Source organism: Embleya sp. L77 (genome assembly GCF_055557415.1).
The window spans coordinates 1,749,946-1,772,540 of record NZ_CM145709.1; the positions used below are offsets into that span (position 1 = coordinate 1,749,946).

Here is a 22,595-nt window from a genome sequence, read left to right on the forward strand (position 1 = left end):
CCTCAGCATGACAACCGCGGACGGTTCCCGGGAGGCGGCGCGCCGCCACCGCCCGTACCGCCTTCTTCGTACTGCCCCATTCGTGCTGCGTTCTTCGTCGTACTGCCTTCTTCGTCGTACTTCCTTCCTTCTTCCTTCCTTGCTTCGTCCCGGCCGGGATCCCTCGTCGTCGCGACGGTGAGCCTTCTTCGTCGCAACGGGGATCCGTCTTCGTCGCAACGGCGCCGTCCGGGCGCCGCCCCGTTCAACGGTCCGCGCATCCGAGGAGTCACGCTGTGGCCGATGTTCCGATAGGCACGCAGGCCGCCGCCCCGACCCGGGAGGATCGCACCGGCACGGGTTTGCGGTCCGCATTGCGGACCGTGCCCGGGCCGACCCTCACGCTCGCCCTGGCCGTCCCGGCCGGCTCGATCGCCGCGCTGTCGTTGCCCGCGGCCGTGGCCGGTTCGGTGGACGCGGTGGTGCGCGGCGACTCCGCGTCGGGGCCGACCCTGCGGCTGGTGGCCGTGCTCGTACTGGGGCTGCTCGCCGGTCTGGCGACCGAGGTGGCCGGGCCGGGGCTGGCCGCCGAGTTGACCGCACGGTTGCGCCGGCGGCTGGCGGTACGGGTCACCGATCTGGGCACCGGGGCGCGGAATCCTTTTGCCGCCGGCGACGTCACCTCCCGGCTGGTCGGCGCGGCGCCGGACGCGGCCGGTCTGGTCCCCGCCCTGCTGGGCACCCTCGGCGCGCTGGTCACCTCGATCGGCGGGATCGTCGCGTTGGCGCTGATCGATCCGTGGCTCGCGGTCGGCTTCCTCGGCGGGCTGCTGCCGGGCCTGTTGGTGGTGCGGCTGTTCATGACCCGTGCGACCGACCTGTTCACTCGCTATCAGGTGGTGCAGAGCGGGCTGGCCGCGCGGTTGACCGACGCGCTCGCGGGAGCCCGTACGATCCGGGCCTGCGGTACGCGCGATCGCGAGATCGCCCGGATCCTCGCCCCGCTGCCCGAGTTGTCGGCGGCGGGACACGGCCTGTGGCGGGCCCAACGCAACGCGGTGGCCCAGGTGTTGCTGCTCGCTCCGATGGTCGAGTTGACCGTCCTGTCGACCGCGGGATGGCTGCTCGCGGAGGGCCGGATCCCGCCCGGTCAACTGGTCGCGGCGGCCGGGTATGCGGCGCTCGGGCTGGGCTTCCTGGAGCAGGTCGAAGCGCTGGTCGGGGTCGCCCACGCGCGAGCCGGGCGGGCCCGGGCGGCACAGTTGCTCGCGGTCGATCCCGCCGGGTTCGGCACGGCACGCACCCTGCCGCCGGGGCGCGGCGAGTTGACCTTCCGGCAGGTGCGCGTACGGGTGCCGGAGCCCGGTCGGGATACGCACCGGGTGGTCTTGGACGGGATCGACCTGACGGTGCCGGCGGGTGCGTGTGTGGCACTGGTCGGTGCCTCCGGTTCGGGTAAGTCGACGCTGGCCGCACTGGCCGGGCGGTTGCGCGAGCCGGACGAGGGTGAGGTGCTCCTGGACGGGCTGCCGGTGAGCCGATTGGCCCGCGGCGAGTTGCGCCGCGGCGTCGCCTACGCGTTCCCCCGGCCGGTCCTGGTGGGTGCGGACCTGGCGGGGGCGCTCGCGTACGGACGGCCCGGGGCGAGTGCGCAGACGGTGACCCGGTCGGCCGAGATGGCGTTCGCGGACGACTTCGTCCGCCGGTTGCCGGCCGGCTACGCGACCCGGACCGAGGGCCTCGCGCTGTCCGGGGGCGAGGTGCAACGGCTGGGCCTGGCCCGGGCGTTGGTGCAGGACGCGCGGGTGCTGGTGCTGGACGACGCGACCAGCGGGCTGGACACGGTCACCGAACACCGCATCCACGAGGCGTTCCGCACCGGCCTCGCGGGCCGCACCCGATTGGTCGTCGCCCACCGCGCCGCCGCGGCGGCCGACGCGGACTTCGTGGTCTGGCTGGACGCCGGCCGCATCAGGGCAATCGGCCCCCACGCGGACCTGTGGAGCACCCCGGCCTACCGCACGGTGTTCACCACAACCGACCCGGCCCCGGGGGCGGGTCGATGAGAGGCACGAGGGCATGAGGCACGGCGGCATCGGGGGCACGGCGGCATGAGCGAACCGCTCGACGAGCGCCCGGCCGGCGACACGGCACGGGACGACGCGACTGCGTCGCCGCTGCGCGGGGCGGCGGAAGGGGGTGCCGCGGGCCCGGCCGACGGGGCCGCTGCGTGGCCCCTGCGCGGGACGGCGGGCAGGGGCGCCGCGGACGCAGGCGGCGGGGCAGGGGATGCCTGGGGCGAGCAGCCGACCATGCACACGACGGCGGGCCCGGGCGCTGTGTGCGGTGGCGACGGAGCGCTGGATGCCACGACCGGGGAGCCGACCATGCACACGACGGCAGGCCCGGACGTTGCGTGCGGTGGCGACGGGGCGCTGGATGCCACGACCAGGCAACCGACCATGCAGGCGACAGCAGGCCCGGGCGCTGCGCGCGGTGGCGACGGGACACCGGATGCCACGACCGGGCAACCGACCGTGCACACGACGGCAGGCCCGGGCGCTGTGTGCGGTGGCGACGGGGCACGGGATGCCCGGGGCGAGCAGCCGACCATGCAGGCGACAGCGGCCGAGGACGGTGCATGGGCGGTACCGAGCGAGGCGCCGGGTGGCACGGCGGCGGTAGGCGGAGCCGCACAGGTGGAAGCCGCGGTGGAGCCGAGTGGGGTCGCGGGAGGCGCCTCGGCCGAGCGGCCGGGGCGTGCTCCGGTGGAGGGGCGTAGCGGCGAGTGGACTTGGTGCTCGGCGGTGTCGGTTCACGCGACGCACGCACCGTTTCCGAGGGCCGGCCGACCATCGCCGTCGCCGACCACGGCCACCGACGGGACGCCGCCCGGCGAGCCGACCGGGATCGAAGGGGGAAGCCGGATGACCGACGACGGACGACGGGACGCGTCCCGCGCGGACGACCGGGCACACGACGATGGTGCGCACGGCTCGGACCGCGAGCGGGATACGGCACACGCGCAGGCGGCGGCGGACGCCCCTGCGCCGGCCGCGACGCCCGATCGGAACGCACGGCGGTGGCACCCCCGGAACCCGTGGGGACGCTCCGGCCGACGACAGGTGACGCGGGCGAGCGAGGGTCCGGACGCCGGCAACGACTCCCCACCCGATTCCGGCATCGATACCCCTGCCCGTGCGGACATGGCCCCGGAGACGGGTGTTACCCCGCCGCACGATCCCGGGGACGCCGACAACACGGCGGAGGGCCCCGACACGGGGCTGCGGCGGCACGTGGCGCGGGCCCGTACGGTCCCGGAAACGGACGAGGATTCGCCGAGCGGCCCCGAGAACGCCCGTCGCGCGGCGGAGACACCCGGCCGGGGCAGGCGTCGGCGCGTGTTGTGGGCAGGAACCCGCCCGGAAGCGACCGAGGATGCGCCCCGCGACCCCGAGAACGCCCATGGCGCGGCAGAAGCACCCGGCCGGGGCGGGCGGCGACACGTGTTGTGGGCAGGAACCCGCCCGGAAGCGACCGAGGATGCGCCCCGCGACCCCGAGAACGCCCATGGCGCGGCAGAAGCACCCGGTCGAGGCGGGCCGCGGCGCGTGTTGTGGGCAGGAACCCGCCCGGAAGCGACCGAGGATGCGCCCCGCGACCCCGAGAACGCCCATGGCGCGGCAGAAGCACCCGGTCGAGGCGGGCCGCGGCACGTGTTGTGGGCAGAAACCCGCCCGGAAGCAACCGAGGATGCGCCCCGCGACCCCGAGAACACCCATGGCCCGGTAGAAGCACCCGGCCGAGGCGGGCCGCGGCACGTGCTGCGGGTCGGCACGACAGCGAGTCCCGATGGCGGGCCTCTGCCAGTCCGAGAGAGCGCAGGCGACACCGTCGCACCGCCCGGCAGGGGTAGGCGGCGGCGCGCGGCACGGCCCGGCGGAGACGCCTCACCCATCGAGAACGTCGGCGACACGATGGAGGCCCCCGGCCGGGGAAGGCGGCGGCGCCTGGTGTGGGCCGGCACCGACCCGAACCTCGATGGCGGCTCCCCGCACAGCCCCGAGGATGCCGGTGAAGCCGTCGAAGTGCCCGGCAAGAGTGGGCGGCGGCAAGCGGCATGGCCTGGGACGGGTTCGGAGCCGGACGGGGCCTCTGCTCGCGGCCCGCAGGACGACAAGGACACCGGAGTCGGGGCCGATGGCCGGGGTGGCAAGCCGGGGCCGGCCGGGCCCCGCGCACGCCCGACGACGGAGGGAGACTCGTCGTTGCCCGCGCATGCAAAGAAGCGTGACGACGACGTGGCCCGCGACCCGGGTAGGCGGCGAGTGGTCTGGGCCGGCTCGAATCCGAACCTCGATGGCGGACCCCAGCCGGTCCGGGAGAACGCGGGCGACGCCATCGAAGCCCCCGGCAAGGGCAAGCAGCGGCACTGGGCACGACACGGCGTAGCCGCCGAGGACTTCGACGACGCGGAGGCGCCCGTCCGGGGCGGGCCGCGGCGCGTGATGAAGGCCGGCGCCGACCCGGACGCGGATGAGAACTCGTCGGGCGCCCCCGAGAGCGCGCATGGTGCGGCGGAGGCTTCCGGGCGAGGGGCGTGGTGGCGGGTGGTTCGGTTGTGGGGTGAGGCGGCGGCGCGCGAGGGCTTGCCGCGTGGCGGGTTGGGCGATGAGGGCGCATCGGGGGGCAGGCGTCGGCGGGGGCGTGGTCGTCGGCGGGCAACGGGGCGGGGAGCCGGGGGTGTTCTGCCGGCTCGGGAGCGTACGGGTGATCCGGCTCGGGTCGCGATGCCGACGCCGGCCGATGCGTCAGGCGGTGCATCGGCCGATGCGTCGAGCGGTGCGCCGGAGGCCGGTGGAGGCATCCCACCGACCCGGCCTGTGACCGATTCGGCGCGGCTCGGCGTGAGTTCGGCCGTGCCGGTCGCGGGCACCTGTGCCTCGGGGAGTGACGAAGTTGCCCCTTCGGATGGGGCATTCGTGGCTGATCCGGCCCGATTCGGAGTTCCGGCGGCGCCGCCTCCCGCCAACGGGCCATCGGACCGCTCGGACTGCGACGCGCCCGTCGCCGGCCCAACTCTCCCCGGCGCACCGGCCACGCCGCCTCCCGCCAACGAGCCATCGGACCACTCGGACTGCGACCCGCCCGTCGCCGGCCCGACTCTCCCCGGCGTACCGGCCACGCCGGCTCCCGCCGACGGGGCGTTGGATCGGTCGCCCTCCGGCGCACCCGTGCCCGACCTGACCCCGTCCGGCGTGCCGGCGACATCGACCCTCGGCGACCGGTCGTCGGGCCCGCCCTCCACGGCGGTTCGGTTCGTGGAGGCGGTCGGTTCGGCGGCGACGGGTGGGGCCGGGGGGACGGGGCGGGCGCCCACTCGGCATCGGCGACGGGCTGTGGGCGGGGGCAAGGGCGCTCGCGGGGCCGGCGCGGCCCTGGGGTGGCGTGAGCGGCCACGGGCAACGAGCGTTGACGACACCGACGGGGCGGGGCCGGGGCGCCTCGCCGACGATCCCTCGGCGGTGCCGCGGAGGCGGCGGCACAGTGCCGGGCCGTACGGCGGTGGCCTGCGGGCCGGACAGGCCCTGTTGGTCGGGCTGTTGCGCGAGCGGCGGGAGCCGTTGGTGCACGTGTTGGGGTGGTCGGTCGCGGAGGGGATTCCCGCGCTGCTGTCGGGTGCGTTGCTCGCCGCCGCGCTCGATCGCGGGTTCCTGGCCGGCCGGCTCGGCGTCGGATTCGTACTGCTCGGCGTGCTCGCACTGGCCATGCTGATCCGCGCCGCCGCCACGTACGCGATGTTCCCGCACCTCGCCGCCGTCGTGGAGCCGATCCGGGACACGCTGGTACGCCGGGTGGTGTCCGAGGCGGTGCTCGACGCGACCTCCGGGCGCCCGGACGTGGGGCGGCACGCGGAGGCGGCGGTGGCCCGGCTGACCGAGCAGGTCGAGAGTTGCCGCAATCTGACCGCGTCGCTGCTGCGCACGCTGCGCCAACTCGGCGTGACGATCGTGGCCGCGCTGCTCGGCCTCGCCGTGCTCGCACCGCTTCTGCTGCCGCTCGTGCTGATCCCGTTGGGACTCGCCGCGTGGTTGTTCGTCCGCCTGCTGCCCCCGCTGGCTCGACGGCGGCGCGCGTTGGTGCTGGCCGACGAGGAGATCGCCGCCCGCACCGGCCGGACCGTGGCCGGTCTGCGGGACGTGGTCGCGTGCGGCGCGCAGGACCGCGTGGTCGCCGAGCTCGGCACCGCCGTGGACGCCCAGGCACGCGCCGCCAAGCTGCTCGCCCGCGCCTCCTCGGTACGCCTGCTGGTGGTCGCCCTCGGCGGCCAACTCCCGCTGCTCGCCGTGCTGATCACGGCGCCCTGGCTGGTCCGGCGAGGCACTCTGAGCACCGGCGAGGTGGCGGGTGCCGCGCTGTACCTGGCGCAGCACCTGGAGCCCGCCGTGCGCGCCGCGACCGCGACCGTGGGCGGCTGGTTCCTGGAACTGCTCGTGGTCGCCGGCCGCCTGGCCCAGACGGGCACGGCCGGCTCCACACCGGTGCCCGCCGCCCGTACCGCGTCCGAAGCGCTCGACCCGCTCGACCCACTCGAGCCACTCGACGCGTCCGACCCCGACGACTACTCATCCGCCGTGGAGGCGTCCGACACGCCGAACACCTCCGGCGCGCCGCCCTGTCTGGTCCTGGACCGCGTCACCTTCGGCTACGGCCCGTTCGCCGAGCCGGTCGTGCGTGACCTGTCGATAACCCTCACCTCCGGATCACACCTGGCCGTGGTGGGCCCGAGCGGCATCGGCAAGTCCACCCTCGCCGCGCTCCTGGCCGGGCTGCTGCCCCCGGACCAGGGCACGGTCTCGCTCACCGGCACCCCGTTCGCCGACACTCCGCCCACCGGCCGACTCGGGACCGCCCCACCCCGCGGCACCGTCGCGGTGGTCCCGCAGGAGGCGTACGTCTTCGCCGGTTCCGTGCACGAGAACCTCGGCTACCTCGACCCGGACGTCACCCGCGCCGCGTTGGACCGCGCGGTGCGCCTGGTCGGCGCGGCCGAACTGGTCGCCCGGCTCGGCGGCTACGACGCGCGCATCGCCGATCCGGGCGCGCTGTCCGCCGGCGAGCGCCAACTGATCGCGCTGGCCCGCACGTACCTGTCCCCCGCGCGCTTCGTGGTCCTCGACGAGGCCACCTGCCACCTGGACCCGCCCACCGAGGCGCTGGCCGAGGCGGCGTTCGCCACCCGCGGCGGCGCGCTGGTGGTCATCGCGCACCGGATCGACTCGGCGCGGCGCGCGGACCGCATCCTGCTCATGGACGGCAATCGGCCGATCCTGGGCACGCACCACGAACTGCTCGCCGAATCCCCGCTCTACCGCGACCTGGTGGGCGCATGGGAGCGCCACCCGAGCGACCCGGTCGGCTGGTTCGAGCGCAAGCCCGCCCGGGCCGACGCGGACGCGGAGGACCTGGTCTGACCGACCGCGGACGCGCACCGACCGCGGACGCGCAGGGCCCGATCCGATCCACTGCGGGGACGCACCAACCGGATCCGATCGCCCCACCCCCGCGCCTTCGCGTGGTCCGACTCACGCTCCGTCGAGGATCTCCGTGAAGCCGTAGGGCCGATGCGGGCCGAAGAACAGCTGCTCGACCACGCCCACCCCGACCCGTCCGGCGCCGGTCAGTTCGGTCACCCGGATCACCTGCTGCTGGTGCTGGCGGTCGAACCGGAGTGGGTCCACCTTGTCCAACTCCCAGCTCTCGTAGCCGACCTTGAGCTCGCCCTGCCAGACCGCGTGACCCCACTCGGAGTGCAGGTAGCCCAGCCCCGCGAGCAGCCCGCGGGTGCCGATCGGCTCGATCCGGTACGCGAACGGCTCGCCCGCGCCGTCGAGCATGTGGAACTCGCCGCCCTGGATCCGACGGGTGCCGGGGACCCAGGTGAGCGCGTGGTGATGCGGCGTCAGCTTCTCGAACGCGGGCTCGTCCTCGGGCACCGGTACGGCCGCCGGGTCGGGCAGCGCGCCCAGCGGCGTCGCGGCGACCCGCTTGCCGTCCACGTGGTACATGTGCCCGTCCGCGCGCTCGAACGAGGCCCACAGGCTGACCTCGTCCGCCCAGTGGATCGGCGTCCACAGCCACAACATCGGGTTGAACGGCTTGGGCGCGCCGCCCTCGCGCTCGCCGACCGGTCGCACCCCCCACGAGCGGTCCCGGGTGCCGAGTGTGGTCGCCGGGTCGATCTCCAGGACCCGGCCGCCGGGCAGCGTCACCGTGCCCGACCACACGCCGAGTTGGGTCAGCCGGGTCGAGTCCATGATCACGTGGTGCCCGTTGCGGGTGGTGGTGCGCTCCTCCTCGATCGCGGCGGCGCGCGCGGTGAAGGTCAGGTCGCAGCCCAGCCCGTGCTCGTTCGGCTCGACGTACACCCGCAACACCTTCAGCGGCGTGCGCACCTCGATGCCGACCGGCCCGACGGTGAGGTCGAAGCGGTCCAGCGGTGCCCGGCGGGAGGCGTGCAGGCTGTGCTGCACGCCGTCCACACTGATCGTGAAGTGCGCGTCGGCGACGAAACGATTCGGGTACAGGCCGTGCGAGAACGCGAAGTAGAACGCACCATCGCGGTCGTAGCCGTTGAACCAGTAGCGGTCGTACGCGTTGCGGTCCGAGGTGGCGGGCGTGGCCACCGGCTCGGGGGTCTGGTGGATCGGAAAGTCGTCGGCGGAGGTCAGCACGGGGAACCCCTTCTTGGTGCGGTACGGGGTACGACCCCTCATACCTGCGGCCGGCGGGCCGCGGCCCGATCACGGCGATCGGCAGGAAGTCCCTGCGCGGGCCGCGTCACGACACGTGTCAACGGTGCGGGCGAAAGGCGGGGCCGGAGGTGATCCGCCACCCCCGGCCCCGCGGATCGGGAATCAGCGCGGGTCGCGCTTGAGGAAGAGCAGGTCGTCGGCGGTGTAGCCGGCGCCCAGCTTCTTGTCGGCGTAGTGCGCCGAGAGCACCTGGTCCAGCTCGTCCGGCGTGAAGGTGGCCTGCTTTGAGTCGAACTTGGCCTGGAGCGTGGGGCGTTCGATGACGGCGACGAAGCCGCCGTGCACCACGAACGCCTGACCGGTGATCTGCTCGGCGGCCGGGCTGGCCAGGTAGGCGACCAGCGGCGCGACGTGCTCGGGCGCCAGCGGGTCCATCTCGCCCTCGGCGATGTTGTTCGCGCTCTCGCCGAACACGTGCGTGGTCATGCTCGTCCGCGCCCGCGGGCAGATCACGTTGGCCCGCACGCCGTACTTGACCAGGGCGTTCGCGGTGGACATGGTCAGGCCCACGATCGCCGACTTGGCCGCGGCGTAGTTGGGCTGTCCGGCGGAGCCGGCCAGCCACGCCTCGGACGCGGTGTTGATCACCCGCGCGTACACCGCGCCACCGGTCGCCTTGGACTTCTCCCGCCAGTACTTCGAGGCGTGGTGGGTGGTGTTGAAGTGGCCCTTGGCGTGCACCGCCAGGACCGAGTCCCACTCCTGCTCCGTCATCGAGAAGATCATCCGGTCGCGCAGGATGCCCGCGTTGTTGACCACGATGTCGATCGAGCCGAAGGTGTCGATCGCGAGCTGGATCAGCTTGCCGGCCGCGTCGAAGTCGGAGACGTCGCCGCGGTGCGCGGCGGCCTTGCCGCCGGCGGCGACGATCTCGGCGACGACGTCGTCGGCCGGGTTGGGGCTGCCTTCGGGGGCGAAGTCGTTGATCACGACGGCCGCGCCCTGCTTCGCGAGTTCGAGGGCTTCGGCGCGGCCGAGGCCACGGCCGGCGCCGGTGACTACGGCGACCTTGCCATCCAGCGACGTGGTCATGCGGATACTCCCGTGGGGTCGGTGGTTCTTGCTGCGGTCGCGTGTCGGTCGGCTTGGGAGTCGGTGTTCCCACCCGCCCACCCGTTGCGTCGGGTGGGCGGACTGCGGGTTACTGCGCCGCTTGCCTTCCGGCTTTCGGGTGCTGCCCGGTCAGAGGGTGACGATGGTGCGGATCGACTCGCCGCTCTTCATCAGGTCGAACGCGTCGTTGATGTCGGCGAGGGTGAGGCGATGGGTGATCATCGCCTCCAGGTCGAGCCGGCCGGCGCGCCACAGCTTGGTGATCCGCTCGTACTCGGAGACGATGTCGCCGCCGCCGTAGATGCTGCCGATGATGCGCTTCTGGTCGAAGAACAGCTCGAACATGTTGAACGAGACGTTGTCGTCCATCGCGCCCGCGCCGACGATGATCACGTCGCCGCCGCGGCGGGTGAGGTCGTACGCGCTGCGGGCGGTGAACGACTTGCCGACCACCTCGAAGACGTAGTCGAAGCCCTGGCCGGCGGTCAGGTCGCGCTTTGCGTCCGCGGCCTGGTCCGGGGTGATCGCGTGGGTGGCGCCGAACTTCTTGGCCCACACGTGCTTGGACTCGGCCGGGTCGATGGCCACGATCTCGGCGGCACCGGCCGCGCGCAGACCCTGGATCACCGCGATGCCCACGCCGCCCGCGCCGATCACCGCGCAGGACGCGCCCGGCTCGATCCGCGCGCTGTTGAACACCGCACCGACACCGGTGGTGACGCCGCAACCGATCAGCGCCGCGATCTCGTACGGCACGTCGTCGGCGACCTTGACCGCACACGGGGCGGCGACCACGACCTCCTCGGCGAAGGTGCCGGTGCCGGTGAAGCCGTACGACGGGGTGCCGCCGAAGGTGAAGTTCTGGGTGCCGGCGTTCATGAACCCGGCCAGGCACAGGTTGGACTGGCCGCCGCGGCAGTAGTTGCACACACCACAGGGCGGCGCCCAACAGATGATCACCCGGTCGCCGACCGCGACGGTGCTCACGCCGTCGCCGACCTCGACCACCTCGCCGGCGCCCTCGTGACCGGGGACGAACGGCGCGGGCTGGGGCAGCACGCCGGTCATCGCGGACAGGTCCGAGTGGCACACCCCGGTCGCGTGCAGCTTGACCCGCACGCGTCCCGGGCCCATGCCCACGGCCTCGACGTCATCGCGGACGTCGAGCTTGTCCTGGCCGGTCTCGTGCAGAACCGCTGCGCGCATGGGGGCTCCCTCGTCGTTCCTCGAACCAATACTTGGCCCGGTCAAGAACTATAACTTGTTCTCGTTTTGACTCAAGACCAATGACACAGTCAAGGTATCCGGCCCCGAGGGAAGGCGAAAGGCATCCGACGCGGGACGAGGCAACGTCACACACTCGGGCAACGAGCGCGTGCGGTGTGTCGGTGGGTGGGGGTGGGGGTGGGGGTGGGGGTGCGGGTGTGGGGTGTGGGGTGGCAGTGCGGGTGCGGGGTGGCGGGTGCGGGGTGAGCGGTGGGGGTGTGGGTACGAGAGGCGGGGGTCGGGAGTGCGGGCGGTGGCGCGGCGGGCAGCGGGGAGGAGCGGCCGGGGTCGGGGGTGCGGCGAAGCGGGGTGCGGCGAAGCGGGGGCGCGGGAGTCGCGGGCACGGCGAAGCAGGCCCGCCCGAGTCGCGGGCACGGCGAAGCAGGCCCGCCCGAGTCGCGGGCACGGCGAAGCAGGCCCGCCCGAGTCGCGGGCACGGCGAAGCAGGCCCGCCCGAGTCGCGGGCACGGCGTTGCTTCTTGTTGGGCGCCTTCGGCGCCGGCTCGCGAGGCACCACTTTTTTCTCTCCCCCGCTTCGCTCCTCCGAGAAAAAAGCGGCCCCTCGCTCGTGACTTCGTGTCCCTCCGCTTCGCTCCGGGCCACGAAGTCTTGGTTTTGCGGCTCCGCCGCTCTCCGCGCTGCGCGCGTCGATCACTGTGGGCGGCCGGCCTCGGGGGCGCTGACGCGCCGGGGGTTTGGCGGGCCGGGGCGGCCAGGTACCTCGGGGGCTGGAGGCGCGGCGCCGCGGGCGGGGCGGGAGTGCAGGTGCAGGCACGGGCGTCGCGGGCGCAGCGGCGGGTGCGAGCGACGAGGGCGCAGGCGCGCGGGCGGGTGCGATGGCGGCGCAGGTGTGGTGCGGGCCACGAGGGCGCAGCGGCAGGTGCGGGGGCAGACGCCGTGGACGCAGAGGCAAGTGCGGGTGCAGGCGACGCGGGAAGTGTGAACTCGGACGCCGGGAGCGCGCCGGCAAGTGCGGGCGCAGACGCTGTAGGGGCGGGCACGCGCGACGCGGCACAGCAGCGAATGCGGGTGCAGGCGTGGGCGATGCGGACGGTGGATGGTGGGTGGATCCCGCAGCGGGGTGTCACGGCGTTCGGTCGCGTGGGTGAGCAACTCGCGGGAAGTACCGGAGGGACGGCCACATAGACATCAGGCCCAAGCACCATGAAGCCCCGACCCACCCCTACGCACCCGCCCACCCCAGGCGCGTCAGCGCCCCCGACGCGGGCCGCCCGCAGTGATCGACGCGCGAAGCGCGGAGAGCGGCGGAGCCGCAAAACCAAGACTTCGTGGCCCGGAGCGAAGCGGAGGGACACGAAGTCACGAGCGAGGGGCCGCTTTTTGCGGAGGAGCGAAGCGGGGGAGCAAAAAGTGGTGCCTCGCGAGCCGGCGCCGAAGGCGCCCAACAAGCAGCAACGCCGCGCCTGCGACTCCGGCCGCCCCGACCAGCCTCGCTCACGACCCCGCCGCTCCGACCAGCCACACCCACGACCCTGCCGCCCCAACCAACCTCGCCCGCGACTCTGGCCGGGTGGGCCGGCTACAACTACGACTCAGCCAGCTGCCCGTACCGCACCCGCCACCCGGCCGAGCGGCCCGCCGCCCCAACCAACCTCGCCCGCGACCCAGGCCGGGTGGGCCGACTACAACTACGACTCAGCCAGCTGCCCGTACCGCACCCGCCACCCGGCCGACCGACCCCACCACCCCGACCAACCTCGTTCGCGCCCCCGCCGCCCCAACCAACCTCGCCCGCGACCCGGGCAGGGGTCGGCCGGCTACAACTACGACTCAACCAGCTGCCCCTACCGCCCCCGCCACCCGGCCGAGCGGCCCGCCGCCCCAACCAACCTCGCCCGCGACCCAGGCCGGGTGGGCCGACTACAACTACGACTCAGCCAGCTGCCCGTACCGCACCCGCCACCCGGCCGACCGACCCCACCACCCCGACCAACCTCGTTCGCGCCCCCGCCGCCCCAACCAACCTCGCCCGCGACCCGGGCAGGGGTCGGCCGGCTACAACTACGACTCAACCAGCTGCCCCTACCGCCCCCGCCACCCGGCCGAGCCGTCCCGCCGCACCCGCGGCTCGGCACACCCCGTCCCCTGTCAGCCCGTGTACTCCACCACCGTGTCGGACAGCACGATCGCGTCGTCGCGCTCCACGGCCGAGGTGTTGATCAGCAGCTTGCCGTCCTCTTCCCAGACGCGGATCCGCATGGTCTCGCCCGGGAAGAAAATGCCGGCGAACTTGGTGCGGTAGCGCTTGACGCGCGAGACGTCGCCGCCCAGGACGTTGTCCACGACGGCCTTCAGGGTCAGGCCGTACGAGCACAGGCCGTGCAGGATCGGGGTGTCGAAGCCGGCCGCCTTGGCGAAGTCCGGGTCGGCGTGCAGCGGGTTCCAGTCGCCGGACAGGCGGTACAGCAGCGCCTGGTCCGCGCTGGTGGGCACGTCGATGGTGTGGTCGGCGGGCCGCTCGGGCACGTCGATCTTGGTCACCGGACCGCGCTCGCCGCCGAAGCCGCCCTCGCCGCGCACGAAGATCTCGGCGCGGGAGTCGTACAGCTTGGTCCCGTCCTCGAGTTCGGCCGACGACTCCAGCACGATCACGGCGGCCTTGCCCTTGTCGTACACGTCCGCGACCCGGCTGGTGGCCTTGACGCCCTTGGCCTTGGCCGGGAGCGGGTTGTGTACGACGATCTCCTGGCCGCCGTGCAGCACCGCGCGCAGGTTGATGTCGATGCCGGGCAGTGCGGAGAGGCTGCCGCCGACCTTGGTGCCGGCCACGGTCGCGAACGTCGGCAGCACGTGCAGGTTCTTCTCGTACGTGTAGCGCAGTTCGTCCGCGCCGGTGGCGGGGGTGCCTGCGCCCAGGCCCAGGTGGTAGAGGATCACGTCCTTGTTCGACCAGGCGATCTCACCCGTGCGGGGCTCGGCTCCGGTGGCCTTCGCGGCATCGATCGGCATGACGTCTCCTCTACTGTGACTGCGATTCGGTACTACGACGGCGCCGGCCGTGCCGGCCGCTCGCCAAAACTAGAACTCGTTCTTTTTACATGCAATGATCGGCCATTCGCCCGACCGAAGCCAGGGCCACCTCACCCGGGAGCCGTCATGACCGCCGCCGCAGCCCCCGACCCCACGGACGCCCTCGAGCCCATCGAGGCCCTCGATCCGCCGGTATCGCCCGACGTGCTGCGCGAATTGCGGCTGACCTGGACGCCACAGCCGGAGCCGGACAGCGCCGGACGCGCGGCGCGGCACCGGTTGGCCGAGGCGACCCGCCGCCTGATCGAGGCGGTGAAGTCGGTCGATCCGAAGGATGCCGCGAGCACGCTGGAAAGCGTAGCTGACGATGTATCAGATTTGGCGGATCGCATCGCCGTACTGGCCCGTGTGGGCGACGGCACACCCACCTCACGCGATCTCGCGCTGCACGAACGCGGCCCCCTCATCGGCGCCGCGAACCCGCTGGCGCCGCCGATGCGGATCACCGGCGACGGGCCGCTGGTACGGGCGCATGCCACGTTCGGCGCCGCGTACGAGGGGCCGTACGGGCGCGTGCACGGCGGATATGTGGCCGCGGCCTTCGACGAGGTGATGGGCTGCGCACAGTCCGGCTCGGGAACGCTCGGGATGACCGGATGGTTGACCGTGCGGATGCGCCGGGCCACGCCGCTGTACACGCGCATCGACTACGAGGCGGGCGTCACGCGCATCGAAGGGCGCAAGGCGTGGGTGACCGCCCGGTCGTATGCCGACGGTGTGCTGGTCGCGGACGCCGAGGCGCTGTTCATCCGCGTGGCGCGGGCCTGACACGGCGTCAGGGACGCACGGTGCGTGCGTCCCTGACGTGGTGTCACTTCACTGGGCCGGCTCGGCCGATCGGCGCGGTCGCGAATGCGGATGCGGTCGCGAATGCGGGCGTGGGTGCCGTGGCCGGTGCCGTGGTGACTACTTGAGCGCGATCCGGTCGAACAGGATCAGGCCGTCCTCGAACAGCGACAGGCCCTCGATCTTGGTGTTCTTGCCCTGCACCGCCGCCGCGAAGGACTTCTCGTACGAGAAGAACGGGACGTCCTTGACGATCTCCGCCTGCACGCTCTGGTAGGCGGCCTTGCGGACCGCCTGGTCGTCGGTGTTACGGGCGTCGTCGAGCGCCTTGTCCACGGCGGGGTTGTTCCACTTGGTGCGGTTCTCCGAGCCCTTGGAGTGGGTGAAGTTGTACAGCACCGGCTCCGGCTCGTCGAAGGTGATCACGAACTCCGAGGCCTGGAAGTCGTTGTTGATCATCACCTTCTGGATGTAGGCCGCGCCCTCCAGGAACTCGGTCTTCATCGTGATGTTCTTCATGCCGTTGATCTGGGTGAGCCAGTACTCGGCCGTCATCCGCGCGCTCGCACTGCTGTTGGTCGTGTAGGTGAAGCTCAGCGGCTTGCCCTCGGCGGCCAGTTCGTCGAGCAACTTCTGTGCCTCGGGGCGGTTGTTGGTCGCGTACACCGCTGCCGGGTTGGCGAACGGCGACGCGGGCTGGAACCAGCTCTTGAGCGTCTGACCCGGCGAGCCCTGGATCGTCTGGTTGCGATCGTCCGGGTTCATGATCAACGCGAACGCGCGGCGGGCGCGCGGGTCGTTGAACGGCGGCTTGGAGGTGTCGAACATGGTCATGAAGCCGCCGCTCTTGGGATCGAGCGTGACCGTCATGCCGTCCTTCCTGGCCTGCTCGGTCGACGGGAAGTGCGCCGTCGTCATCAGCTGGGCCTGACCCGAGGACAGCGCCGCCAGCCGCTGCTTCTGGTCCATCACCGGCTTGAAGATCAATTCCTTGAGCGCGGGCTTGCCCTGACTCCAGTACGAGCCGTTGCGCTCGAGTGTGAGCTGCGAGTCGCGCATCCACGTCTTGAGCTTGAACGGGCCCGCGCCGACCGGCTTCTGCGCGAACAGCTTGGGGTCGGCCTTGATCGCGGTGGGCGATCCGATGAAGGCGAGGTTGTGCGCGACCACCAAGTCGAAGTGGGCGTTCGGCGCGGGCAGCGTGACCTTGACGGTCTGCGCGTCGACCGCGTCGAACTTCATCCCCTTGACGGCGGTGAACTGCACCGACTTGTTCGCCGGGTCGGCGTGCCGCTCCCAGTTGAACTTGACCGCCTCGGCGTCGAGCGCGGTGCCGTCGGAGAACTTGACGTTGGGCCTGAGCTTGATCGTCCAGACCGAGTTGCCCTCGCCGGCGGTCGCGCTCTCGGCGATCTGCGGTTCGGCCTTGCCGGTCTTCGGGTTGATCCAGAAGAGCATGTCGAACACGGCCGCGGCCTGGTTGCCGCCGGTCAGGGAGGACACCGTGGTCATGATCGGGTCGATGCCCTTGGCCTCCTGCGTGATGAGCACCGTCATCGAGCCGGAGGCTCCGCTGCCGGAGTCGTCGTCGCCACCGCACGCGGTGGCGCCGAGCGTCAGGCCGACGAGGCCCGCCAGTACGCCGGAGCGGCGCAGCAGGCGGGTTTTGAAGGGTGTGGAGTTCACGGTTCGCACGGGACGCTCCTGCATTCGGAAAGCACAAGGCACGCCGTCCCGGGAGCGGGGTGGCGTCGTTTCCTTGATCCAGACGTGGATATACGGCCACGGTAAGGAGAAATCTGACGGTCCGTCAAATAACAATTCGGCACCGTCCGTGACGGTACCGCAGCCCCAATCCCCAATATCCACCGGCTGATGTGACTCTCCGTCAGGTTCCCTGACCCCGGTGGCCTATGACGCGATTTCGACCGACTCCGACGGGCACTTCCGAAGCCACATCACGCAGAACCGGGCCGATTCACGCGAAGTCCGAATCACGCGAACAGGGCCCGATCACGAAGCCCAACGCGCCGCGCGGACACGCGGGTCGCGTTGCGGGGGCCGGATCGGGCCGGGGTGGGGTCGAGGCCGGGACGGAGGCCGGGGCGGAGCCGAGCCGGACCGGGTCGGGTCGGACGGGTCGGATGGGGGCGGGTCGGGACCGAGCCGAAGCCGACGCCGACGCCGGGTGGGCCGAGGCCGGAGCCGGCCGGGGCCGAGGGGTCGGGGCCGGGATGGGCAACAGGGGCGGGTCACGCGTGGAGTGGCACGATCCGGCGCCCGGAAGCCGCGTGCCTCATACGGGACAAGCACGGGTCCGGCAAGCGCGAGATCGGGCCGTGCCTACCTAAAGCGCCGATCCGCCACGACGCACCGAGCGAACGGCTGTCCAAGGCGCGGCCGTAGGTCGGCGGGACGTCTCCGTGATCGGTCGCTGGAGCGCGCTTGCGCGTATCGCCGATCAGCGACCGGCCACCTCCGTGAGGCGTGCCCATGAGGCCGGGCTGACGGCTATCACCGGGGAATCGGCGATCTTGCTGTCCCTCACTCCGACGGCGGCGCCCAAGGACGCGACCTCGACACAGTCTTCCCCTCCACTGTGGGTGCTGGTGGTCCATCTCCCGCGAGCATCCATGCCGTCTCCAGTTCTGCGAGCCTCTGCGCAACGAGTTGCATCGAATCGTTTGCAGTAAGCGCTGCCGCCTGGAGCCGATCGTAGGCGAACGAGTACGCCGCAAGACATGCCGGCCGCGAAGTCCACGAAGCCCCGGTGAGGGCCTCGGTGTAGACGACTCGCCGGTCCCCGAGGTCGAACATCGTGAATGGACCGGCCATGCCGGGATGACCACCGGCAGCGAGAGGCACCACCCGGAGTTGCACGTGAGGTAGCGCGGACACCGTGATGAGCAAGTGCGCGAGTTGGTCACGCAGGACCGCATCGCCGCCGACGGGTCGATGCAGGACGGGTTCGTCGATGATGTACGAACAGCGCACGTGACCCGTCGGGGCGTGCCTGCAATCGGGCCAGCCGCTCGGTCCGCTTACGTGCTCGCTCGATGACCTCGTCCTCGGGCAATGCCGGCAGGAACGCGCGGATCGCCGCGACCGCGTATTCGTACACCTGAAGAGGTCCGGGAATCAGGCTGGACGCGTAGGTGCGTGTGACCCCCGCCCGTTGCTCCACCCGAATCAGGCGATCCACACGGGCGCCGGATCCTTCGTCCGGGTCGGTACGCCACCATCCGGATTGCTCGCCCTCGTGCAGATCTTCGAGGATGCCGACGACCTGGGCGCTCGCGATCTCCTCCTCGAAGCGACGCGAGCCAACCGGTGGCGAGAAACCGAGCAAGGTCAACGGCAGTCCGAACAGCGCCTCGAGCACCATTTGGTAGTCACTCGACGGCCATGGTGGTTCCGCGCTTTCCCAGCGTCGGACCTGACGGACGCTGACTCCGATGCGCAAGCCGCATTCGGCTGCCTTCTCCTCGAACGCGTCGGCAAGCCGCTGCTGGGAGCGCCACCCACGCTGGTGCCGGGCAGAGACGAACGCCGGATTTCCCGGCTCGATCGAGCGCTTCACGACACCCCCAAGGTGGTCACCGGACACACGCTAACGACCTCGATCGACACATTTGGTCGATTCGCGAGTCTTCGCCCGTGGCGGACCGTGGCGGTATCCCCCATCGCCGATGGATCAGGGGCGAAGTGCCTTGAGGGTCAGCGCCACCAGGCTGTCGGCGTACTCCTCCGTGAGCGGGCCGGAGCGGAGCAGCCAGCGCTGGTACAGCGGGGCGTAGAGCAGTTCGAGAGCCAGGTCGAGGTCGACGTCGGCGGCGATCTGTCCGGCCCGCTGGGCGCTGCGCAGGCGTTCCTTCTTCGCCTCGTCGACGGGCGCGGCCATCTTCTCGTGGTAGAGCCTGGCGAGCTTGGGGTCGTTGATGATCTCGGCGTTGAGTGCGCGGATCGGGCCCTCGAACGCGGGGTCGGCGAACTCGGCGACGGTCTCGCGCATCAGGAACCTCAGATCCGTCTCGACGTCGCCCGTGTCGGGGAGCACGATGCCCTCCCCCGGATCGCTCAGCGCCAGGAACGCCTCGAAGACGACCTCACCCTTGGAGCCCCACCACCGGTAGATGGTCTGCTTGCCGACACCCGCACGCGCCGCGATCGCCTCGATCGTGAGCTTCGCGAAGCCCAACTCGGCGACCAATTCGCGGGCGGCGGTGAGGATCGCGCGGCGGGACTGCTCGCTGCGGCGGGACGGATTCGGTTTGGTGGCGGCACGGCCGGAGGCGGCCTCGGCGCCCGGACCCGAGCGGCGCGACTCGGCGCCGCCGTCCGTGTTGTCGATGCTCATGGTCACATCCTAGCCGACCCACGAGACGAACCGTCTCGTATTGACATCGGCAAGGGAGAGGTACATGCTGGATCTCGAAGCGAGACGAACCGTCTCGTCTCGCAGGTCTCGCCGTCTCTCGTCCCCCGATCTCCGAGGAGTTGTCGCTCATGTTCCGCACCCCGGCCGCCGCCGCACCGATCACCGACCGCACCACCGAGGCGTTCTCCGTCCTCGACTCGCGCCCCGCGAGGGAAACCCGCCTGCGGATCACCGTCGATACCGCCGACGCTGCGGCTGCCATCCGGCGCGCCGCTTCGCCCCCCGAGCCACCCCGGCCACGTCACCGCCGCGAGGCGCGGATCGCCGTCCCTCGCCCCGCGCGGACCGATCACCGCACGGCGACCTCGTCCGGCTATCGGCCGAGGTAAGCCCCCCGCCCCAAGCCCTCCCTAAGCCCCCTCCCGAACACCCCACGAACCGCCCCACCGACACCTGCCCCGAATCCTCCGCACCTGCCGAATCAGCCGACCCTTCCGGCCCCGCGGAAACAAAGGAGCCCACGCTCATGACCACCGCCACCGCCACCGCCACCCCTGCCGCCGACACCGTGAAGGAGCCCACGCCCATGACCACCGCGACCGCCACCCCTGGAGCCGACGCCGCGACCGAAACGACCACTGCCCGCCACCCCACCAACCGCGACCCCCGCGTCTGGTTCATCACCGGTGCCTCGCGCGGCTTGGGGCGAGCCTTCACCGAGGCCGCGCTCGCGGCGGGTGATCGGGTCGTCGGCGCCGCGCGGGATGTCGGGCCGCTCGCCGCCCTCGCCGCCGAGCACGGCGGCCGCTTCGTCCCCCTGCCCCTCGACGTCACCGATCGCGACGCGGTGTTCCGCTCCGTGGCTCGTGCCGTCACCGCCTTCGGCCGGCTCGACATCGTCGTCAACAACGCGGGCGTCAGTCTGATCGGCATGATCGAGGAGGCGACCGAGGAACAGGCCCGAGCGCACTTCGACGTCAACTTCTTCGGCGCGCTGTGGGTGACCCAGGCCGTGCTCCCCTACCTGCGCGAGCAGGGCTCGGGGCACATCCTCCAGATCGGTTCGATGGGCTCCGCCGTCGGCTTCGCGTCCACGGGTCTGTACAGCGCGACCAAGGCCGCCCTCGACAGCGTGACCGGTGCCCTGGCGATGGAAGCGGCGGCCTTCGGGGTGCACGTGACCCTGGTCCAGCCCGGTGGTTACGAGACGGCACTGTTCACCCACGGCCTGACCACGACCACCGAGAACGAGGTGTACGCCCCGCTGCGCGCCGAACTGGCCGAGATGTGGGGCGAGTCGAAGGACGCCGACCCGGCCAAGGCGGCGGCCGTGCTGCTCAAGGTCGTCGATCTGCCCGACCCACCCCGCCGGATCATCCTGGGCGGCCTGGCCTTCGACATGGTCGCCGAACTCGACCGGGCACGCCGCGAGGAGTACACCCGATGGGAGGCATTGAGCCGCGAGGGCGACTGAGGACCGGGAACATTCCGTGGCGCAACGGATCCACGCGTCCGAAATTGGCTCCTGACGGCAGGCCACTTCGCCAGTACCGTCGGCGGCATGGGTTCAGAACGACGCGGTTTGCTCCTGGGTACGGCGGCCTATGTCATGTGGGGTCTCTTCCCGCTCTACTGGCCGCACGTCAAGCCGGCCGGCGCCGTCGAGATCCTCGCCCACCGGATGACCTGGTCACTGCTGTGCATGGTCGTCCTGCTCGCCGCGCTCCGGCAATGGTCCTGGATCCGCGAGATCGTGCGCACGCCCGCCAAGTTGGCCACGGTCACGCTGGCCGCGGTGATGATCTCGATCAACTGGGGCGCCTACATCTACGGCGTGAACCACGACCAGGTCGTGGAGACCTCGTTGGGCTACTTCATCACGCCGTTGGTGCTCATCGGCATCGGTGTCGTGGTGCTCGGGGAGCGGTTGCGGCCGGTCCAGTGGACTGCCGTGGGGATGGGCGTCACGGCGGTGGTGGTGCTGATCGTCGCCTACGGCCGAGTCCCCTGGATCGCACTGACCCTGGCCTCGTCGTTCGCGACGTACGGCTACATCAAGAAGCGGATGAACCTGCCCGCCACCCACTCGATGACGATCGAGACGGCCGTGATGTTCCTGCCCGCTCTGGGCTACCTGACCTGGTTGGCCTGGTCCGGCGAGGGCACGTTCGGGCACGAGGGCACGCCGCAGGCGCTGATGCTGATGACGGCGGGCCTGATCACGGTGGTCCCCATGCTGTGCTTCGCGGTGGCCGCGAACACGGTGCCGCTGAGCACGATCGGCATGCTGCAATACCTGGCCCCGATCATCCAGTTCGGGATCGGCGTCGCGGTCTACCACGAGCCGATGCCGGCCGCGCGGTGGGCGGGCTTCGCCCTGGTGTGGGCGGCGCTCGCGGTGCTCACCTACGACGCGATCCGCCAGTCCCGGCGCAATCGGGTCGCCGCGATCCCGGCCGCGCGGGTGCCCGGGACCGCGGTCACCGAGCCGGAGTGCGAGACTCCCGACACGGTCGTGCCCGAGCGGGAAGTGACCTCGTGAGCGTCGAACAGTTGCGCCTGGCGGTCTACCGCGGCTTCGCCGAGACCGGACGGGCGCCCTCCGACCCGGAGTTGGCCGCGACCCTGGGGGTCTCGGAGGCGACCGTGCGGGCGGGATTGTGGGCCCTGCACGAGCGGCGGCACATCGTGCTGCGCGACGGCGCGATCGTGATGGCACACCCGTTCAGCGCGGTTCCGCTGGGCTTCTCGGTGATGGGCCCACGCACGCTGTGGTGGGGCGGCTGTGCGTGGGACTCCTTCGCGATACCGCACCTGGTTGGCCAGGAAGTCCTGGTCGCGACCCGCTGCCCGGGCTGCGAGCAGGCCCTCGCCTGGAACGTGGGCACCGAACAGCCGCCCAAGGGCGACGAGGTGGCGCACTTCCTGGTCCCGATCACCACACTGTGGGACGACGTGGTGCACGCGTGCGGCAACCAGCGGCTGTTCTGCGACGAGGGCTGCGTGGACGGCTGGCTCGCCCGCACGGGCCAGACCCGCGGTTGCGTCCTGGACCTCACAAAGCTGTGGCGCCTGGCCGAACACTGGTACGAGGGCCGCCTGAACCGCGGCTACGAACGCCGCGACCCGGCCTCGGCGGCGGGCTACTTCGCAGCGGTGGGCCTCGAAGGCCGCTTCTGGGGCCTGTGAGAACGCGCACGGCCGACGCCCCCACCACGCCGACGCCGCACACCCCCACCGCACCCCCACCCACCCGAGCCGATCGG

At 71.9% G+C, this 22,595-nt stretch carries 14 protein-coding genes and 1 pseudogene; 6 read left to right on the forward strand and 9 right to left on the reverse strand.

Annotation, left to right across the window (positions count from 1 at the left end):
* Window positions 1–275: 275 nt before the first annotated feature.
* Together ACZOOI_RS07080 and ACZOOI_RS07085 are read left to right on the forward strand one after the other, a co-directional pair.
* Window positions 276–2,045 carry an ATP-binding cassette domain-containing protein gene (locus tag ACZOOI_RS07080; RefSeq protein WP_465279940.1) on the forward strand — a complete coding sequence of 590 codons (1,770 nt, stop codon included), beginning with the start codon at window positions 276–278 and terminating at the stop codon, window positions 2,043–2,045.
* Window positions 2,046–5,504: 3,459 nt separating this feature from the next.
* Entirely contained in the window at window positions 5,505–7,454 is a 1,950-nt protein-coding gene (locus ACZOOI_RS07085; protein WP_465279941.1) for an ATP-binding cassette domain-containing protein, read from the forward strand.
* A 111-nt stretch (window positions 7,455–7,565) separates the two neighbouring features.
* Here ACZOOI_RS07085 and ACZOOI_RS07090 read toward each other — a convergent pair whose 3' ends face one another.
* The 4 genes from ACZOOI_RS07090 to ACZOOI_RS07105 form a co-directional block, all read right to left on the reverse strand.
* The gene (locus ACZOOI_RS07090) at window positions 7,566–8,714 is read right to left on the reverse strand and encodes an Rv3169 family protein (RefSeq protein WP_465279942.1); all 1,149 of its coding nucleotides are present in this window, start codon (window positions 8,712–8,714) and stop codon (window positions 7,566–7,568) included.
* Between the two features lie 183 nt (window positions 8,715–8,897).
* Window positions 8,898–9,827: a 3-oxoacyl-ACP reductase gene (locus ACZOOI_RS07095; protein WP_465279943.1), complete on the reverse strand. Its 930-nt coding sequence runs from the start codon at window positions 9,825–9,827 to the stop codon at window positions 8,898–8,900.
* A 150-nt stretch (window positions 9,828–9,977) separates the two neighbouring features.
* The gene (locus ACZOOI_RS07100) at window positions 9,978–11,054 is read right to left on the reverse strand and encodes a Zn-dependent alcohol dehydrogenase (RefSeq protein ID WP_396011392.1); all 1,077 of its coding nucleotides are present in this window, start codon (window positions 11,052–11,054) and stop codon (window positions 9,978–9,980) included.
* Window positions 11,055–13,223: 2,169 nt separating this feature from the next.
* On the reverse strand, window positions 13,224–14,084 hold the full coding sequence (locus ACZOOI_RS07105; protein WP_465279944.1) for a MaoC/PaaZ C-terminal domain-containing protein: 861 nt from the start codon (window positions 14,082–14,084) through the stop codon (window positions 13,224–13,226).
* A 147-nt stretch (window positions 14,085–14,231) separates the two neighbouring features.
* Between ACZOOI_RS07105 and ACZOOI_RS07110 the strand changes: the two genes are divergently transcribed.
* Window positions 14,232–14,933 (forward strand): PaaI family thioesterase, encoded by a 702-nt coding sequence (locus ACZOOI_RS07110; protein WP_465279945.1) that lies wholly within the window; start codon window positions 14,232–14,234, stop codon window positions 14,931–14,933.
* A 138-nt stretch (window positions 14,934–15,071) separates the two neighbouring features.
* Here ACZOOI_RS07110 and ACZOOI_RS07115 read toward each other — a convergent pair whose 3' ends face one another.
* The 5 genes and pseudogenes from ACZOOI_RS07115 to ACZOOI_RS07135 form a co-directional block, all read right to left on the reverse strand.
* Window positions 15,072–16,637: an ABC transporter substrate-binding protein gene (locus tag ACZOOI_RS07115; RefSeq protein ID WP_465279946.1), complete on the reverse strand. Its 1,566-nt coding sequence runs from the start codon at window positions 16,635–16,637 to the stop codon at window positions 15,072–15,074.
* Window positions 16,638–17,412: 775 nt separating this feature from the next.
* Window positions 17,413–17,694, reverse strand: a complete 282-nt coding sequence (locus ACZOOI_RS07120; RefSeq protein ID WP_465281136.1) for a DUF397 domain-containing protein — start codon at window positions 17,692–17,694, stop codon at window positions 17,413–17,415.
* Window positions 17,673–17,945: pseudogene (locus tag ACZOOI_RS07125) on the reverse strand (Scr1 family TA system antitoxin-like transcriptional regulator); the annotation flags it as partial. The gene ACZOOI_RS07120 and the pseudogene ACZOOI_RS07125, both read right to left, overlap by 22 nt.
* On the reverse strand, window positions 17,875–18,531 hold the full coding sequence (locus tag ACZOOI_RS07130) for a Scr1 family TA system antitoxin-like transcriptional regulator (RefSeq protein ID WP_465279947.1): 657 nt from the start codon (window positions 18,529–18,531) through the stop codon (window positions 17,875–17,877). The gene ACZOOI_RS07130 and the pseudogene ACZOOI_RS07125, both read right to left, overlap by 71 nt.
* 114 nt (window positions 18,532–18,645) lie before the next feature.
* A complete protein-coding gene (locus ACZOOI_RS07135; RefSeq protein WP_465279948.1) occupies window positions 18,646–19,308 on the reverse strand; it encodes a TetR/AcrR family transcriptional regulator in 663 nt (220 codons plus the stop codon).
* 547 nt (window positions 19,309–19,855) lie between these two features.
* Here ACZOOI_RS07135 and ACZOOI_RS07140 point away from each other — a divergent pair.
* The 3 genes from ACZOOI_RS07140 to merB all read left to right on the forward strand — a co-directional run bounded on the left by ACZOOI_RS07140 (window position 19,856) and on the right by merB (window position 22,518).
* Window positions 19,856–20,803: an SDR family NAD(P)-dependent oxidoreductase gene (locus ACZOOI_RS07140; RefSeq protein WP_465279949.1), complete on the forward strand. Its 948-nt coding sequence runs from the start codon at window positions 19,856–19,858 to the stop codon at window positions 20,801–20,803.
* 87 nt (window positions 20,804–20,890) lie between these two features.
* Window positions 20,891–21,871: an EamA family transporter RarD gene (gene rarD, locus ACZOOI_RS07145; protein WP_465279950.1), complete on the forward strand. Its 981-nt coding sequence runs from the start codon at window positions 20,891–20,893 to the stop codon at window positions 21,869–21,871.
* A complete protein-coding gene (merB, locus tag ACZOOI_RS07150) occupies window positions 21,868–22,518 on the forward strand; it encodes an organomercurial lyase (RefSeq protein ID WP_465279951.1) in 651 nt (216 codons plus the stop codon). The genes rarD and merB overlap by 4 nt, the downstream gene beginning before the upstream one ends.
* Window positions 22,519–22,595 lie beyond the last annotated feature (77 nt).